The 16,811-nt window shown below is 35.2% G+C and carries 14 protein-coding genes; 8 read left to right on the top strand and 6 right to left on the bottom strand.

Annotated features, from left to right (window positions below; translation table 11 throughout):
* The first annotated feature begins 177 nt into the window (after positions 1-177).
* The gene (gene dprA, locus SOM12_RS21445) at positions 178-1,278 is read left to right on the top strand and encodes a DNA-processing protein DprA (RefSeq protein ID WP_320495384.1); all 1,101 of its coding nucleotides are present in this window, start codon (positions 178-180) and stop codon (positions 1,276-1,278) included.
* Between the two features lie 18 nt (positions 1,279-1,296).
* Here the strand turns inward: dprA and SOM12_RS21450 are convergent, their stop codons facing one another.
* Entirely contained in the window at positions 1,297-1,419 is a 123-nt protein-coding gene (locus SOM12_RS21450; protein WP_284705077.1) for a hypothetical protein, read from the bottom strand.
* A gap of 126 nt (positions 1,420-1,545) precedes the next feature.
* Positions 1,546-2,520 (bottom strand): tryptophan--tRNA ligase, encoded by a 975-nt coding sequence (trpS, locus tag SOM12_RS21455; RefSeq protein WP_320495387.1) that lies wholly within the window; start codon positions 2,518-2,520, stop codon positions 1,546-1,548.
* 232 nt (positions 2,521-2,752) lie between these two features.
* On the opposite strand from trpS, the gene SOM12_RS21460 reads away from it, so the two are divergent.
* Both SOM12_RS21460 and SOM12_RS21465 read left to right on the top strand, forming a co-directional pair.
* The gene (locus tag SOM12_RS21460; RefSeq protein ID WP_320495389.1) at positions 2,753-3,130 is read left to right on the top strand and encodes a GxxExxY protein; all 378 of its coding nucleotides are present in this window, start codon (positions 2,753-2,755) and stop codon (positions 3,128-3,130) included.
* A 154-nt stretch (positions 3,131-3,284) separates the two neighbouring features.
* Positions 3,285-4,028 carry a lysophospholipid acyltransferase family protein gene (locus tag SOM12_RS21465; protein WP_320495390.1) on the top strand — a complete coding sequence of 248 codons (744 nt, stop codon included), beginning with the start codon at positions 3,285-3,287 and terminating at the stop codon, positions 4,026-4,028.
* A gap of 552 nt (positions 4,029-4,580) precedes the next feature.
* On the opposite strand, the gene recA is transcribed toward SOM12_RS21465, so the two are convergent.
* From recA to SOM12_RS21485, 4 genes are all read right to left on the bottom strand, one after another.
* Positions 4,581-5,588, bottom strand: a complete 1,008-nt coding sequence (gene recA / locus SOM12_RS21470) for a recombinase RecA (protein WP_095930180.1) — start codon at positions 5,586-5,588, stop codon at positions 4,581-4,583.
* Positions 5,589-5,731: 143 nt separating this feature from the next.
* Positions 5,732-6,241 (bottom strand): acyl-CoA thioesterase, encoded by a 510-nt coding sequence (locus SOM12_RS21475; protein WP_095930181.1) that lies wholly within the window; start codon positions 6,239-6,241, stop codon positions 5,732-5,734.
* A gap of 33 nt (positions 6,242-6,274) precedes the next feature.
* The gene (locus SOM12_RS21480) at positions 6,275-6,658 is read right to left on the bottom strand and encodes a DoxX family protein (protein ID WP_095930182.1); all 384 of its coding nucleotides are present in this window, start codon (positions 6,656-6,658) and stop codon (positions 6,275-6,277) included.
* A 6-nt stretch (positions 6,659-6,664) separates the two neighbouring features.
* Positions 6,665-7,813 (bottom strand): ATP-binding protein, encoded by a 1,149-nt coding sequence (locus SOM12_RS21485; RefSeq protein WP_095930183.1) that lies wholly within the window; start codon positions 7,811-7,813, stop codon positions 6,665-6,667.
* Positions 7,814-8,258: 445 nt separating this feature from the next.
* Here SOM12_RS21485 and SOM12_RS21490 point away from each other — a divergent pair, with 445 nt between their 5' ends.
* The 5 genes from SOM12_RS21490 to SOM12_RS21510 all read left to right on the top strand — a co-directional run bounded on the left by SOM12_RS21490 (position 8,259) and on the right by SOM12_RS21510 (position 16,705).
* Complete coding sequence (locus tag SOM12_RS21490; RefSeq protein ID WP_095930184.1) at positions 8,259-8,711, top strand: hypothetical protein; 453 nt, start codon at positions 8,259-8,261, stop codon at positions 8,709-8,711.
* A 181-nt stretch (positions 8,712-8,892) separates the two neighbouring features.
* On the top strand, positions 8,893-10,185 hold the full coding sequence (locus SOM12_RS21495; protein WP_095930185.1) for a hypothetical protein: 1,293 nt from the start codon (positions 8,893-8,895) through the stop codon (positions 10,183-10,185).
* A 100-nt stretch (positions 10,186-10,285) separates the two neighbouring features.
* Positions 10,286-10,690 (top strand): hypothetical protein, encoded by a 405-nt coding sequence (locus tag SOM12_RS21500; RefSeq protein ID WP_320495393.1) that lies wholly within the window; start codon positions 10,286-10,288, stop codon positions 10,688-10,690.
* Positions 10,687-12,120 (top strand): gliding motility protein SprC, encoded by a 1,434-nt coding sequence (sprC, locus tag SOM12_RS21505; protein WP_320495394.1) that lies wholly within the window; start codon positions 10,687-10,689, stop codon positions 12,118-12,120. Before SOM12_RS21500 ends, sprC begins: the two co-directional genes overlap by 4 nt.
* Before the next feature lies 1 nt (position 12,121).
* On the top strand, positions 12,122-16,705 hold the full coding sequence (locus SOM12_RS21510) for a type IX secretion system membrane protein PorP/SprF (protein ID WP_320495395.1): 4,584 nt from the start codon (positions 12,122-12,124) through the stop codon (positions 16,703-16,705).
* Positions 16,706-16,811 lie beyond the last annotated feature (106 nt).

Below are 16,811 nucleotides of genomic sequence, written 5' to 3' on the forward strand. Positions count from 1 at the left end.
ATTCAGAATTATTTTTAGACAATTCGTTTTCAATTAATTAAGTGGTTGGTTTTTCTTATTTAAAAAGCACCGTAAGAATTATTTTCTAAATTTATTAAGAAATTACTTTGTTTTATAGATATTTGCGCCTCATAAAAAGTAGATTTATTTTTTCTATTTTACATAATGTTAAAAACAATGAACGATCAGGAATTATTTAATTTACTTGCCTTATTAAAGGTTGATGGAGTGGGAGATATAATGGGCAAAAAATTGCTTAATTCTTTTGGTGATGCCTCGGCTGTTTTTAAAGCTAAAAATTCGCAATTGGCAGCTGTTGACGGAATTGGAAGTGTTTTATTGAAAAATCTGAAAGATAAAAGTGTTTTTGAGAAAGCGGATAAAGAACTTTCGTTTATTAAAAATAACAATATTCAGATTTCTTTTTTTCAGGATGAAAACTACCCTGAACGGCTTAAGCATTGCATTGATGCACCAATTCTGATTTTTACCGCTGGAAATCTGGATTTCAAAAACAAAAAAATAATTAGCATTGTTGGTACGCGTCAGATTACTTCTTATGGAACTGATTTCTGTAAAAAATTGATAGAAGATATTGCGCCCTTAGATCCTGTAATTGTGAGTGGATTTGCTTATGGAGTTGACATCGTGGCGCATCAGGCAGCAATGGATTTTAATTTGCAAACTGTTGGCGTACTGGCTCATGGCTTAAATCAAATTTATCCGAGAACTCATAAAAAGTACATGGCCAGAGTGGAAGAGAAGGGCGGATTTATAACCGAGTTTTGGAGTGATTCGAATCCGGATAAAGAAAAATTTGTTCGCCGAAATCGTATCGTGGCAGGAATGGCAGAAGCTACAATTGTGATAGAATCTGCTGATAAAGGCGGATCTTTAATAACGGCAAATATGGCTAATGATTACAATCGGGATGTTTTTGCAGTGCCAGGACGAGTGACCGACAAGTATAGCCAAGGCTGTAATAATTTGATTAAAACTCAGAAAGCAAATGTGTTAACTAGTGCCGCAGATTTGATTTATATGTTGAATTGGGATATTAAAGAAAATCCAAAAACGATTCAGAAACAGCTTTTTGTAGAGTTAGAACCTGTAGAACAAACGATTTATGATTTTCTCCAGAAAAACGGAAAGGAATTATTAGACATCATTGCAATTGAATGTGATATTCCAATCTTCAAATTATCTGGAATTCTGATTGGGATGGAATTAAAAGGCGTTATAAGACCGCTTCCTGGAAAACTTTTTGAGTCAATTTAACGCAGAAAATCCTATACATTATTTTCTTGTAAAATGTTTGTACAATCGGTATAAAATGTAAATCAGCAATAAGCCAAAAACGATATTTAGGATTTGAAATACATACGGCGGAACATTGTAATCTTCAATATACTTATCCATCTTTTTTATTTTTAAGTAGTTAATATACTTGAAGTTACAAAAAATAATTGAAATGAATATTAAAAGAAAAACGCTGACCAATTTTAAAATGATCAGCGTTTCTTTGAAAACATTTTTTAAATGGAATTACTTCCCAAATCCTAAAACCTCTCTAACCTTTGCCAAAACACCATCGGCAATAACCGAAGCTTTTGCAGCGCCTTTTTTCAACAAAGCGTCAACTTCTTCAAGGTTGTTGATATAGTAGTTATATTTTTCTCTTTCTGTTTTAAATTTTTCTGTAATCAATTCGAACAAAGCTTGTTTAGCATGTCCGTAACCGTAATTTCCTCCTAAATAGTTTGCTCTCATTTGTGCAGTTTGTTCTTCGTTTGCTAGCAAAGAATAGATCGCAAATGCATTACAAGTATCTGGATTTTTTGGAGCTTCAAGTGGAGTCGAATCTGTTTCAATACTCATTACTTGTTTGCGTAATGTTTTGTCGTCCAAGAAAATATTGATGATATTGTTTGCAGATTTACTCATTTTTCCTCCGTTAGTTCCAGGAATCAGCATAATGTTTTCCTCAATTTTAGCTTCAGGAAGAACAAAAGTTTCACCCATCTGGTGATTGAAACGAGCCGCAACATCACGAGTAATTTCTAAATGCTGCAACTGATCTTTTCCAACAGGAACAAATTCAGCATCATACAATAAAATATCGGCAGCCATTAGCATCGGATATGTGAAAAGTCCAGCGTTAACATCATCTAAACGATCTGCTTTATCTTTGAAAGAGTGTGCTAATGTCAATCTTTGAAATGGAAAAAAACAACTCAAATACCAAGTCAATTCTGTAGTTTGAACCACATCAGATTGTCTGTAAAAAGTAACTTTGTCAGGATTTAAACCACACGCAAGCCAAGCCGCAGCTGTGCTAAAGGTGTTTTCTCTTAAAGTTTTTCCGTCTTTAATCTGTGTGATGGAATGCAAATCGGCAATAAACAAATAAGATTCATTTGCTGGATCGTTTGATAATTCGATTGCCGGAATAATTGCGCCTAATAAATTTCCTAAATGCGGTGTTCCTGTACTTTGAACACCAGTAAGTATTTTTGCCATTCTAGTTTTTTCTGAAATGCAAATGTCGTGATGTTTTTTTTAATCGCAAAGTGCGCAATGGTTTATCATTAAGTTTTGAAATTTTTTGTGAGTTATTTTTAACGCAAAGTGCGCAAAGGATTTTCGCAAAGAAAAGAAGTTATGTTTCTTTTAGAGATTGCTTTGCGATAAGTTCACAAAGCTTTATTTATAAAATATAAGAAAATATTTATAATTTTGATATTTTTTTATTATGACAGAAAACGAAATATCAAATATTGTAATTGGACTAGCAATTGAAATTCATAAAAAACTTGGACCAGGATTATTAGAAAATGTATACAAAGAATGTTTGTTTTATAAAATTAAACAACATGGACTTCTTGTTGAAAAAGAAAAATCTTTGGCATTAAATTTTGAAGAAGTCCAGCTAGATTGTGGCTACCGCATTGATATACTGGTGGAAAATAAATTACTAATAGAGATAAAAAGTGTGGAATCACTTAGCGTAAATCATTTAGCGCAAACATTAACCTATTTAAGACTAGGAAATTTTAAGCTAGGTTTACTCATAAATTTCAGCGATACTCTTTTGAAAAATGGCATTAGACGAGTTGCAAATAATTTATAGATAAAGCTTTGCGAACTTATCGCAAAGCAAACTTTCACAATGATCACTTTAAAAACTTTACGAAAATCCTTTGCGCGCTTTGCGTTAGAATAGGACTTGTGCTTAGAAAAAAATCTTGTTTAAAATTCATTTCGGTTTTCTTACATTTGAAGCTATGAAAATATTTAAAATTACTTTTTGGATTCTTTGGAGAGTTTGGTTTTACGTTTTGATGGCCATTCCAATACTCATTATGTTACCTTTTCTGGTAGTTTCTATCCTTTCTGAGAAAGGATATCCATATTTCTTTAAAATGGCCCGCATTTGGGCTAAATTCATCCTTTTCGGAATGGGTTTCTTTTATACCGTAAAACGTGAACAGAAGCTCATTAAAGGCAAAAGTTACATGATCGTGGCCAATCACACCTCAATGACCGATATTATGCTTACGTTGGCTTTAATTAAAAATCCGTTTGTTTTTGTTGGGAAGAAAGAGCTGGTAAAGATTCCGCTTTTTGGATTTTTCTATAAAAGAACTTGTATTCTAGTTGACAGAAGTTCGTCTAAAAGTAAAAATGAAGTTTTTAAAAGAGCTCAAAATAGATTAAATCAAGGTTTAAGTATTTGCATTTTCCCAGAGGGAGGAGTTCCAGATGACGAAAGCATTTTGCTGGATGAGTTTAAAGACGGCGCATTTAGATTGGCTATCGATCATCAGATTCCGATTGTGCCAATTGTTTATCCAGATAGTAAGAAACGTTTTTCATATACTTTTTTGAGTGGAAGTCCAGGAAAAATGCGCGCGCGAATTTTACCTTTTGTAGAAACAAAAGGATTGACAAGCGACAACAGAAAAGAATTAAGAGATCAAGTTAGAAACATGATTTATAATGGTTTAATGGATTATCAAAAGGAATAACCATAAAAACATTATGTAAAATACAAAAGCCGATAGATTTAATTATCTACCGGCTTTTCTTTGAATTAAAAACCCCCTATTTTTATTCAAAAGTTATTATCTGTGAATTATCTTTTCTGAAATAAAACGCAATACTTTTTTAAATCTTAATTTGGTTTTTCTTCGGTTTTTACTGTACAACAATTCCATTTTTTCTTTCATGGTTAAAAATATTAATGGTTGATAATAAAGAGTTTAGTTAATAACTCAAGTTAATGTCACATTATTATAGATGTAGAAAAATTAAAAAGGTTGCGTCAAAATTTAAAAAATTTGATAAAACCCGTCAGATGAAGATGCCAACGGGTTTTTAATCAAATAACCAACCAACGTAAATTCTAAAAAAAACTCGAAATTGATATATGGCAGTACCAATTATAAACTGCTTTTTTATAGAGATGGAAGTTTTGTAAAAAGGTTGCGTGAAAATTTCATATTTATTTCAAAATAAAAATAGCCGAGTAATTTTTACATCACTCGGCTATTTAAAAGCGTCTTTTTTCGACTTATTTTTTAGGCATTTGCCAATTCTTTTATGTGTTCTTTAATTTTAATTTCCAGTTCTTCAGCAAGTTCTGGATTATCTTTAATTAAAGTTTTAACAGCGTCACGACCTTGACCTAATTTTGTATCGCCGTAGCTAAACCAAGATCCTGCTTTTTTAACGATATCAAATTCAACTGCTAAGTCTAAGATTTCACCCGTTTTAGAAACACCTTCTCCGTACATAATGTCAAATTCGGCAGTTTTAAATGGTGGTGCAACTTTGTTTTTAACGATTTTTACTTTAGTTCTGTTTCCGATTACATTTTCACCATCTTTAATTTGAGCAGAACGACGAATATCTAAACGAACAGAAGCGTAAAATTTAAGTGCGTTACCTCCAGTTGTAGTTTCTGGATTTCCGAACATAACACCAATTTTTTCACGAAGCTGGTTGATAAAGAAAACAGTACAGTTTGTTTTACTGATAGTTCCAGTAAGTTTTCTCAATGCTTGAGACATCAAACGTGCGTGAAGACCCATTTTAGAATCTCCCATTTCACCTTCAATTTCACTTTTTGGAGTTAAAGCCGCCACAGAGTCAATTACAACAATGTCTATAGCTCCAGAACGAATTAGGTTTTCGGCAATTTCTAAAGCTTGCTCTCCGTTGTCTGGTTGAGAAATAATTAAGTTCTCGATATCAACATTTAATTTCTCAGCATAGTTTCTATCAAATGCGTGCTCGGCATCGATAAAGGCAGCAATACCACCTGCTTTTTGAGCTTCTGCAATAGCGTGAAGCGTCAAAGTTGTTTTTCCAGAAGATTCTGGACCATATATTTCGATAATTCTTCCTTTAGGATATCCGTTTACTCCAAGAGCTAAGTCAACACCTAGTGAGCCAGAAGAAATCGTTTCTACTTCTACAATGGCTCTGTCGCCCATTTTCATTACGGTTCCTTTTCCGTAGGTTTTGTCAAGTTTGTCAAGCGTTAATTGTAGTGCTTTTAATTTGGCTTCTTTCTCTGAACTCATTTTTTTCTAATATCTAAATTATTGTTTTGTCTTTCTGGATAAAAATAAGAAAATTCTTCCGTAATCTTATTGATCTGTTTTATAATTTGTAAAATTACTTCTTTTTTTGAAGTTTGATTGTTCCAAATTGTCACAAAATCGTTCTATAAAAATAAAGCCTTTAATTCTGTAGCATCAGAAGGTTTTATTTTGCCAGCAAGCAATAAACTCAATTGTTTGCGACGAAGCGCTGCATCAAATCGCTGAATTTCTAGCTCGGTTTCTGGAATAATTGCTGGAACTTCAACTGGTCTTCCGGTATCGTCAACAGCAACAAAGGTGTAAATTGCTTCGTTGGCTTTGGTTCTGTTTCCAGATTCGCGGTCTTCTACCCATACGTCAATAAAAACTTCCATCGAACTTTTGAATGATCTTGAAACTTTTGCCTCTACGGTTACAACGCTTCCAAGCGAAATGGCTCTGTTGAAGGCAACGTGATTTACAGAAGCCGTTACTACAATTCGGCGCGAATGTCTGCGGGCTGCAATACTTGCGGCGCGATCCATTCTGGCTAATAATTCACCACCAAAAAGATTGTTTAAAGGATTTGTTTCGCTCGGTAAAACTAAATCAGTTAAAATAGTTAGGGATTCTGAAGGATGTTTTGGATTCATTTTTTTGATCTAAAAATTTAAAAATTGTATTGGTTAATTTAACCAATAAACAGCCATAACGGCTGGTATAAAATATATAACAATGGTTCTCGCACCATCGTAATCTTTTGCAAGTCTTTGTCCGAAAAGCATCATTAACAAACAGATACATGAAAAGATAGCTCCGTAAAAACCAAATTCTCTGCCATTATTTGTAAATAATTGAATTCCTCCAACAACACATAAAATTCCAGAAATTAATTCCAAAATTAGTAAATGTAAAAGAGCCAGCGGAACCTGATTTTTTAGTGGTGTTTTGGCAAAGTGTTCTTTTAGCCAAGCCACATTATCTTTCCAATAAAAAATTTTTTCGTAACCCGATTGTAAAAAAGTTAAAGCTAGAAAAGCTAAAAGTAAAATTGAGGCAACATTGTTCATTATGAATTATTTTTTATGAATTAAACGAGTCAATTTGATGGATAAATCGGTAAGGATTATTTTTGCATTTCCATTTCTTTCAATATGATACAAAGCATCTGAAAGCTCTTTGAATATTTCGTGAATGTTATTTCCGTTTACGAAAGGAGCAAAATTTTCTAATTTGAATTTATCGACCTTGGGCTCTATATAAACCAAACTTGGCGTCTGATAATTTAGCATTAGAGCTTGTCTAAACATTTCGATACAATACTGAATGAATTTTTTCTGACTTTCGCGTCCCAGTGCTGCAATTTGTTCGCTCCAAGAAATTAAATCTTGAATGGCCGCAGCATTTCCTTTTGCTCTAAAAGCGGCGCGTACCCAATTAACAAACCATTGTTCGAACGGAAGATCATCATCATCTTCTTTTAACAAATGCAATGCTTTACTAAAATTACCTTGCGCCTGATGTGCAATTTTTTTGGCTAAGCCGGCATCTATATTTTCTTGGGCAATTAAAGCATCGGCAATAACTTTTTCTGGCAATCCGTTAAAATGAATTACCTGGCAGCGCGAACGTATGGTTTGGATAATATCTTCTTCGTTTTCAGAAATCAGAATAAACATGGTTTTTTCTGAAGGTTCTTCCAGAAGTTTTAGAAGTTTGTTGGAAGCGGCGATATTCATTTTATCGGCCATCCAGATAATCATGATTTTGTATCCGCCTTCGTACGATTTTAGCGAAAGCGATTTTAAAACTTCCTGTGCATCTTCAACACGAATTTCTCCTTGTTTGTTTTGTACACCCAGAATTTTATACCAATCGAACAAACCTCCGTAAGGCATTTCTTGAATAAAGCTGCGCCAATCTTGAATAAAATCTAAACTCTTAGGTTTTGTTTTTACATCTTCGGTTGTAACGGTTGGATAAATAAAATGGAGATCGGGATGAGAGATGTTATCAAACTTTAGATTACAAGAATCGTTTCCGTTTAAATTTTCATCGCCGGTATTGCTACACAAAATATATTGAGCATAAGCAATGGCAGTTATTAATGTGCCACTTCCTTCTGGACCAACAAATAATTGTGCATGAGGAATTCTACCAGAAGCAGCACTTTTTATCAAGTGGCTTTTGATGTAATCTTGACCTAAAATTTGAGAAAATTGCATTGCGCAAAGATAGAAGAAAATGTGGAGGCAAAAATTTTCAGGATAAGATTATTTAGTAGTTCACAATTTTCAAATTCGGAGTCGAAGTGAGGAGATGATTTTTAAAAAATTCGGATCATTTTCGACAGAATTTTGTTAATAAATATCTTCAAGTGAGTAAATATCAAGATGTTTTTGTTAATATTTTTTTTCGAAATTCGACAAACGGAGGTTTTTTTTGGCTATTTATAGAGTTAATTTTTTATTTTTTATAGATAATCTCTTACGATTTTTTAATTAACATTTTTAACAAAAAGCCCGTTAAAACGCACATTTTCTCGACATAAGACTGGTTTTTAAGGTTTTTTTAAGGAAATTTTTTGAAAAAAAAATTCATTAGAGTTGTAATTTAAGTTAATTTCTATATTTTTGTTTTTATCAACAACCAATTATAAAATAAGAATCTATGAAAGGGAAAATTATTCTATTTAGTGCTTTTTTTATCTTAACTACTGCGGCTGTTTCAGCACAAGCTAAAAACGCACCGAGAAGTATTATTAGTACAACTGCTCTTATCCGAAAATACCATGATCAAAAAGAATTAAGTGGTATGCAAAAGGGTGAACTTTTGGAATTATACATCGAGCGTATCAAAGTATTAGTTAAAACTCTCCCTTACATTGCTTTGGTTACTAAACCTGGAGTTACTATGGCCGACCTTGGTATTCCAGACGATAGTGAACACAAAAAAGTTTTGGATGCTCAAGCAGTTGGTACAACAACATTTTTGGATACAACTGTAGAATTCCAAAGAAAAATGATGCCTTACTCTGATAAAGGAAATCTAATCGCGGCAATCTTGTTCTACGAAAGTACATTGAAATCATTACACGAGTTCAACGATTTGAACGAAATGTAATAAAGCATTTTTTTTGAAATTTTTTTCTGGAAAGTCTCAGTAAAATATTGCTTTGACATTCTTCGAAAACAAAATAAAAAAAACTCATTCTCGAGGGTTCTGTAAAATTCCAGAAAATTCGAGAGGAGTTTTTGCATTTGCGCATACCCAAATTTATTATTAACCGTAATACCCCCTTATCATGAAAAAAATTACTCAATTGATCTGCGTTCTTTTGACAGTTACGAGTATGAGTGCTCAACAAGAGAAAGGAATTATGGGCTACACTAATTGGTTAAACAACTGGACCGAGTTTAAGCCTAATAAAGTTGACTATGGAGAAGCAAACCAAATTTTAGCAGGAAACATTTCTGTTAATACTAAATTGCTAAAAAGAAATATCTACGTTCTACAAGGAAACGTTTATGTTACAAACAATGCTGTTTTAACTATCGAACCTGGAACTGTAATTATTGGTGATTTCGAAACAAAAGGAACATTGGTAGTTACAAAAGGTGCACAATTAGTGGCTGATGGTTTAGAAACAGATCCAATTGTATTTACTTCAAACCGCAGCATGAAAAAAGCTGGAGATTGGGGTGGAATTGTAATCCTTGGAGATGCACCAATTAACAAATTCGGAAATGTTGGTTCTTATAACCTAGACCTAGATCCTACAATGACTACTTACGGTGGTGATAATGTAGCTTCAAACTCTGGAGTTTTAAGATTTGTTAGAATCGAGTTTGCTGGTAAAAAAGTAAAAGGTTCAGATACTTTCAATGGTTTGACTCTTGCAGCTGTTGGAAACAAAACTGTTCTTGAAAACATTATGGTAAGTTACGCTGGAGGAGATTCTTTCGGAGTCTTAGGCGGTGACTTAAATGCTACAAAATTCGTATCTTATAAATCAGTTAACGACGACTTTAAATTTTCTCAAGGAGTTCAATGTCGTTTCTTCAACTCTCTAGCAGTTAGATCTTCTTACTTCTCAAGTACTAAAGACGGATCTCGTTGTATGGAGGTTAAATCTTATGAGAAGAAAAGTGAAACAGACTTCACTAAAAAACAAACTTTAGTTGTTGCTAGTAATATTACAATGGTTAACGACAGCGAAAACATTAAAGCTGACATTCAAGCAGGTTTAGTAAAAGAGGCTGTTTATGTAGCAGAGAATGCTTCTCTAGAAATGAAAAGAAGTGTAATCTCTGGATTTAACCCTGCTGTATTATTAGATAGCAAAACTGAAATCAATGATGCCAACCTTAAAAAAATCAAATTTGAGGAAATGTACTTCAACTTATGTAATGGAAACATCTTTACAGAGTACAATTCTAACAATGAAGATCTAGAAAGTTGGTATGGAAACAGTGTTTTCTTTAACGTAATGTCACAAAGTGACAACAAAGAAACATTCATTGATATGTTCAATCCAAAAAAACCAGATTTTAGATTACAATTAGGAAAAATCACAGCTTCTAGCGGTAATAGATAAATAGTTTCGATTTTTATTTCCCACGCGTAAATTTTATTAATTAAGTCCCCAGACACAATTTATGTATCGTCTAAAGGGCCTAAATAAAGATCAAAACATAATGGTATCTACGAAAAAATATTTTTTATATATAATATTTTTGGTTTCGCCTATTTCGTTAACTCTATATGCACAGAATACAGCAGAACAACCTACAAAGGCTGCTGGTTCTGAGCACATTTTAACTTTGGCTTGCAATAACCAAAAGAACAGTAATAATAGTGCTGTTATTGAAAACAGCAATTTTAATCAGTTTATAGTAGGGATGTCCAACCCCAAGGACAGCCTTACTATAGCGGCTGAGTCAAATGCATTATCTAACGATTGTGAAGAGAATTCTACACTTGCGGCTACTTCAGTTCTTGCAAAAGAAGTGATTGAAAACTACAAGTACGATTTCTCAGAAACATTCATAGATATCTTGTTTTTTGAGCGTATAGATCTAGCAAGAACACGCACTATATGATTCAAAAAATTACTTTATCTTTTTTTAAAGTTTTAATATTATTTAGCATTTTACTATTTGCTAGATCGAATGCCTATGCCCAAACTATAGCGCCTCAAACCTTTGATGGGTTAGAAAAGCTTTGTGCTGGTAATTCGTTCAACGAGTTTTATGCTTCTTTTAGTTATATAGATTTTCCCGCAGGTACTACCTTCGTAGTGGAGCTTTCAGACGCTGCGGGAAATTTTACTACTCCTGTTGCCACAACTTTGCTTCAAACTGTTGATGTTTCTGCAACTCAAAAAACAATTAAATATGCAGTGCCTACAAATTTAGTTGGTTCTGATACTTATAGTCTTAGAGTAAAAAGTTCAACAGGCGTTACGAGTACAAGATTTAGAAATTCTTTAGGAAATACTGCATTTCCTGCATACTTCAAACCATACGAATCATCTTTCTTTATCAATGGTAAGACTGATACAGCGATGTTATGTGCTGGCGGTAGTTTAACCCTTTCTGTTAGTGCAGATACTCCATCTCCAATCAATATTTCCAATATTAAATACAAATGGTACAAAGATGATGTTCTTATCGTAGGACAATCCTCTAAAGACATAGTTATTAATAGTACAGGAAAATATTATGCAGAGATTGATTATGGTCAATGTTCTGATGTTAACTTTAGTTCTAATCGTGTTAATGTCGTTTCCTCTTCTAATGGATCTAACGTAACTATTAATTCAAGTTTAGGAAACCCGTTTTGCGCTAGCGGAACAGGAACTATTTTAACTGCAACTTCTGGAAACAGCTATGCTTGGAAAAAGGATGGAGTCTTAATAGCTGGTGCTACTAACCGTACTTATTCTACAAACGAATCTGGATTGTATTCTGTTGAAGTTGATTTTGGCGGATGTAAAGCAACTGGAACTATCGATTTGAAAAGCAATAGTTTTGACGCAAGCATTGATGCTGAGGATGGATATAAATTAAGCGAAGGAGAAACAGTAACGGTTACGATTACTACAGATGCGGCAGACGCAACTTATGAGTGGTATTTAAACGATAACTTAATTCCTAACGAAACAACAAGATCTTATGTTGTAGCTGTTAAAGGTAATTATAAAGCTAAGGTTTCTTTGGCATCTGGATGTGTTTCTAGCAAAGAATTTACATTTAAAATAAATGGAGATTCTGGCCCATCTAGTGTTATTCCAAACATTATCAAGTTAAGTGGTATGAATCCGTACTGGAATATTCCAGACGAGTATAAAAATGCAAATACAAAGGTAATGATCATTAGTTCAAACGGAGATATGGTTTTGGATGTAGTGAATTACCAAGGCGATTGGCCTCAAAACAATGTAGATTTTAAGAATGTAAATCCCGTTTATTACTATGTCATTCAATCCGACACAGGTGAAAAAAAAGGATCAATAACTGTTATAAAATAATATGAAGAAACTTTTACTATTCATCACGTTATTTTACGGTTTATCTAATGTACTCTATTCTCAAAACGCAAGTGAGGATGGAGTTGTTTCGTTTTCATTACCTATTAGAAATTCTTTGAAGTTCAATAGATATTTAATTAACCCAACATTCAGTTTTGTTAGAGAATCAAATCCATACGTAAGTTTCTATAACAAAAGACAATGGGTACAATTTGAGAATGCTCCGCAGACGTATTTGGCCAATTATTCTGGTCGTTTTAGAGAAAACGAAGCATTTGCAGTTGGGTTATTTCAACAAAATTACGGACTTATGACTGTTTTTGGCGGAGTTGCCAATTTCGCTCATAACATCGTTTTAGAAGAAGATAGTAACTTGACTTTTGGTTTAAATGCAGGTATTTATCAAAGCGGAATAAATACAGGAAAAATTATATCAGATGATTCAACGATTTTAACTGGAGATTTTCCAAAAAGCACGCTTTTAACTGTAAATCCTGGGATTAACTATGGTACTGCTTTTTTAGATTTCGGATTGGCTATTAACAATTTAGTACTTTATAATTTCGGATCTGGAATGGTAAAAGAAGATCCAGAAAGAGCAATTCAATTGCACGCCATGTATACTGGATATATTGACAGTTATGGCTTTTTTGATAGAAGTAAATTCTCCGGATTGGTTAGAACAGAAATTAAAAAAGATAAAACAGTTATTTCAGGTCTAGGAATGCTTGCACTTCAACAAGGAGTTTGGGCACAAGTAGGCTATAATACATTATATGGAGTTTCTGCAGGACTTGGGGTTAATATTTCTCCAAGTATTGCTATAGAATACAATTACGAAAGAGGAATGGGCAATTTCTCTAATTTAGGTGGTTCTCATGAATTCGCTATTGCCTACAAATTCAAAAATAGAAATTACTATTACGGAGATGATGATGAAGGTTCGTTGATTGATCCTTCAAAACCAAAATCGGTACCAGCTAAACCAAAGTCAGAAGCAACTCAGGTTAACAGAACTGAAATTGCTGAAAAGAACAGATTAGCTGCAGAAGCAAAAGCAAAAGCCGATGCTGAAGCAAAACAAGCAAGACTAGCAGCAGCAGAAAAGGTTAGAGCGGACGCTGAAGCTGCAGCAAAAGCAAAATTAGAAGCAGACAATAAAGCTAAAGCAGATGCTGAAGCTGTTAAAATAAGATTAGCTGCAGAGGCAAAAGCAAAAGCAGATGCCGCAGCCGCAGCGAGAGCACAAACTGCAACAGCAAATAGAGCCGTTGCTACAACACAAAAAACACAAGCTCAATTAGCTGCTGATAAAGCAAGAGCAGATGCAGAAGAGCGTAGAATAAAATTAGCGGCAGACAACAAAGCTAGAGTAGATGCAGCAGCAGCAGCGAGAGCGCAAGCAGTAGCAAATAAACCGACTGCAACAGCTGCTCAAAAAACACAAGCTCAATTGGCTGCTGATAAAGCAAAAGCTGATGCAGAGGCTATGAAATTGAAATTGGCGGCAGATGCAAAAGCGAAAGCCGATGCAGAGGCAGCTGCTAAAGCAAAAGCCGAAACTGCAAAATCAGCTCAAGCAGAACAAAAAACAGTGGCACAATTAGCTGCTGACAAAGCTCAAGCAGATGCTGAAGCAATGAAATTGAAATTGGCGGCTGATGCAAAAGCGAAAGCCGATGCAGAGGCGGCGGCTAAGGCAAAAGCAGAAGCTGCAAAAACAGCTCCAGCGCCACAAAAAACAGCGGCACAATTGGCTGCTGATAAAGCAAGAGCAGATGCAGAAGCGGCAGCAAAAGCAAGATTAGCCGCAGCTGAAAAAGTAAAAGCTGATGCTGAGGCTGCAAGACAAGCTAGATTGGCAGCGGCAGAGAAAGCAAAAGCAGATGCTGAAACAGCAAGATTGAAATTAATTGCAGATAATAAAGCAAAAGCAGATGCTGCAGAAGCAAAACGTAAAGCAGATGCCAAAGCAAAAGCTGAAGCTGCAGATATGCAATCAATTTTAGCAGCAGATGCTAAAGCAAAAGCAGACTCAGATGCATTACAAGCAAGATTGGCTGCAGAAGCAAAAGCAAAAGCAGCTGCAGAAGCGAAGACAAAAGTTTCTATTGATGCAGCGAACAAAGCGAAACTGGCTGCTGATCAAAAAGCAAAAGCTGCTGAAGAAGCTGCACTTAAAGAAAAATTAGCTGCAGATGCAAAAGCAAAAGCAGATGAAGAAGCAAGACAAGCACTTATTGCCGCAGAAGCAAAAGCAAAAGCTGATGCAGAAGCGCTGAAAATAAAACAAGCTGAAGATGCACGCCAAGCACAATTGGCGGCTGAAGCAAAAGCGAAGGCAGATGCTGAAGCACTTCAGGCGAAACTTGTAGCAGACGCAAAAGCGAAAGCTGATGCCGAAGCTGCTGCAAAAGCGAAATTAGAAGCTGACGCAAAAGCAAAAGCAGATGCAGAAGCAGAAAAAGTAAGATTGGCTGCAGAAGCAAAAGCACAAGCTGACGCCGAAGCAGAGAAAGCAAGATTAGCAGCTGATGCAAAAGCAAAAGCCGATATGGAAGCTTTACAAGCTAAATTAATTGCAGATGCTAGAGTGAAAGCCGATGCAGAAGCAACGGCAAAAGCAAAAGCTGAAGCTGAAGCGAAAAAATTACAAGATGAAGAAAATGCTCGCCAAGCGAAATTAGCAGCAGACGCAAAAGCGAAAGCTGATGCAGAAGCAGAGAAAGCGAGATTGGCAGCAGAGGCAAAAGCAAAAGCCGATGCAGAAGCAGAGAAAGCAAGATTAGCAGCTGAAGCAAAAGCGAAAGCCGATGCAGAAGCATTACAAGCTAAACAAGTTGCTGAAGAAAAGGCTAGAGTAGAGGAAGAAGCTCGTCAAGCGAAATTAGCAGCTGACGCAAAAGCAAAAGCAGACGCAGAAGCGCTTCAAGCGAAATTGGCAGCAGACGCAAAAGCAAAAGCGGATGCAGAAGCATTACAAGCTAAACAAGTAGCCGAAGAAAAAGCTAGAGTAGAAGAAGAAGCTCGTCAAGCGAAATTGGCAGCAGATGCAAAAGCAAAAGCAGACGCAGAAGCGCTTCAAGCAAAATTGGCAGCAGATGCGAAAGCAAAAGCAGATATGGAAGCTCTTCAAGCAAAATTATTAGCTGATGCAAAAGTAAAAGCAGACGCAGAAGCAACGGCAAAAGCGAAAGCAGAAGCAGAAGCTAAAAAATTACAAGAAGAGGAAGAGGCACGTCAAGCGAAATTGGCTGCGGATGCAAAAGCAAAAGCCGATGCTGAGGCATTAAAAGCGCAACAAGCTGCAGAAGAAAAAGCTAGAGTTGAAGAACAAGCTCGCCAAGCGAAATTAGCTGCAGATGCGAAAGCAAAAGCAGACGCTGAAGCTCTTCAAGCAAAACTGGCTGCAGATGCAAAAGCAAAAGCAGATGCTGAGGCTCTTCAAGCAAAACTGGCTGCAGATGCGAAAGCAAAAGCAGATGCTGAGGCTCTTCAAGCAAAACTAGCTGCAGATGCAAAAGCAAAAGCAGATATGGAAGCTCTTCAAGCTAAACTTCTAGCAGACGCAAAAGCAAAAGCAGATGCGGAAGCGACAGAAAAATTAAAAGCAGAAGAGGAAACAAGACTGTTAAGAGAAGAAGAGGAGCGTCAGGCAAAATTAGCAGCAGATAAAGCTAAAGCAGATGCAGCAGCAGCGGCATTAACGGCGAAAGCTAAAGATGATACTGGAAAAGCTATTGAAAACTTGACTCAGTCTGTAGAAAGTACAAGTAAAGTACAAACAGATTTATTAGATCAGTTTAAGGCAACTGTTGCGAATAAGCAAAAAGACTTGAACGATTTAAAAGAGGAGAACGATTTAAGTGAAAAAGGTATTTATAAAGAGCCAAAACCATTCAAGAGTGTAGCGGCAGAAAACAGTCAGATTGAATCATTAAAAGTTCAGATTGCCGATGCAAACAACAGCATGGAAAATGAAATTGGGAAGCTGACAAATCTTTATAACGAAAGAAGTAAAAAGTTCCCTAAAGATGATCCTTTGAATAAAGCTTATCTTGAAAAGATAAACGAATTGAAAGCGGCTCAATTAAAAATGAAACGAGAAGGTGCAGCTTTAATTGCCGATTTAGAGCGTATTAAAACAGAGACTGAAGTTGAGCGTAAACGTAGAATTAAACGTGCAGCTTATGAGAATGATGAAGGAAGATATGCCCAGGACGTTGCCGCTCTTAAACGAATAAAAGAGACAACAAAAGTAAGCAGCACACCACTGAAAGCAAATGATTTTGATTTTGGTGAAGAGCAGTCAAACATGCAGATTATTAAAAATATTAAAAACTCTGATAGTGGATATTACTTGATTCTTGCAGTACACAACAGTGTCGAGAAACGAGATGAGTTTTTAACGAAAGCAGTAGCTGCTGGACTTACAGATGTGAATTTCTTTTATAATGTGACAACAAGTAAATATTACATCTATTATGAAAAATACGACGGTCTACAAGAAGCTACAAAAGCTTTGGAAGCGAAAGGGAGCAAGCCATACAACGGTAGAATGGCTGTCGTAAAAATTGAGAATTAATAGAAATATATATAGATAAGATAGTCCTTCTGAGGTTTCAGAAGGACATAAAATAAAATGTTAAGAATGCTATGATTTATTTTTTAATGCCCCTTAAAAAATTAAA

The sequence above is a fragment of the Flavobacterium sp. CFBP9031 genome (assembly GCF_034044945.1).
GTDB lineage: Bacteria > Bacteroidota > Bacteroidia > Flavobacteriales > Flavobacteriaceae > Flavobacterium.

Coding starts and splice junctions, on each gene's coding strand:
- SOM12_RS21460 (WP_320495389.1), top strand. CDS start 2,753: ATGACAGAAAACGAAATATCAAATATTGTAATTGGACTAGCAATTGAA.
- SOM12_RS21485 (WP_095930183.1), bottom strand. CDS start 7,813: ATGCAATTTTCTCAAATTTTAGGTCAAGATTACATCAAAAGCCACTTG.
- SOM12_RS21490 (WP_095930184.1), top strand. CDS start 8,259: ATGAAAGGGAAAATTATTCTATTTAGTGCTTTTTTTATCTTAACTACT.
- SOM12_RS21500 (WP_320495393.1), top strand. CDS start 10,286: ATGGTATCTACGAAAAAATATTTTTTATATATAATATTTTTGGTTTCG.
- SOM12_RS21475 (WP_095930181.1), bottom strand. CDS start 6,241: ATGAATCCAAAACATCCTTCAGAATCCCTAACTATTTTAACTGATTTA.
- dprA (WP_320495384.1), top strand. CDS start 178: ATGAACGATCAGGAATTATTTAATTTACTTGCCTTATTAAAGGTTGAT.
- SOM12_RS21495 (WP_095930185.1), top strand. CDS start 8,893: ATGAAAAAAATTACTCAATTGATCTGCGTTCTTTTGACAGTTACGAGT.
- trpS (WP_320495387.1), bottom strand. CDS start 2,520: ATGGCAAAAATACTTACTGGTGTTCAAAGTACAGGAACACCGCATTTA.
- sprC (WP_320495394.1), top strand. CDS start 10,687: ATGATTCAAAAAATTACTTTATCTTTTTTTAAAGTTTTAATATTATTT.
- SOM12_RS21450 (WP_284705077.1), bottom strand. CDS start 1,419: ATGGATAAGTATATTGAAGATTACAATGTTCCGCCGTATGTATTTCAA.
- SOM12_RS21480 (WP_095930182.1), bottom strand. CDS start 6,658: ATGAACAATGTTGCCTCAATTTTACTTTTAGCTTTTCTAGCTTTAACT.
- SOM12_RS21510 (WP_320495395.1), top strand. CDS start 12,122: ATGAAGAAACTTTTACTATTCATCACGTTATTTTACGGTTTATCTAAT.
- SOM12_RS21465 (WP_320495390.1), top strand. CDS start 3,285: ATGAAAATATTTAAAATTACTTTTTGGATTCTTTGGAGAGTTTGGTTT.
- recA (WP_095930180.1), bottom strand. CDS start 5,588: ATGAGTTCAGAGAAAGAAGCCAAATTAAAAGCACTACAATTAACGCTT.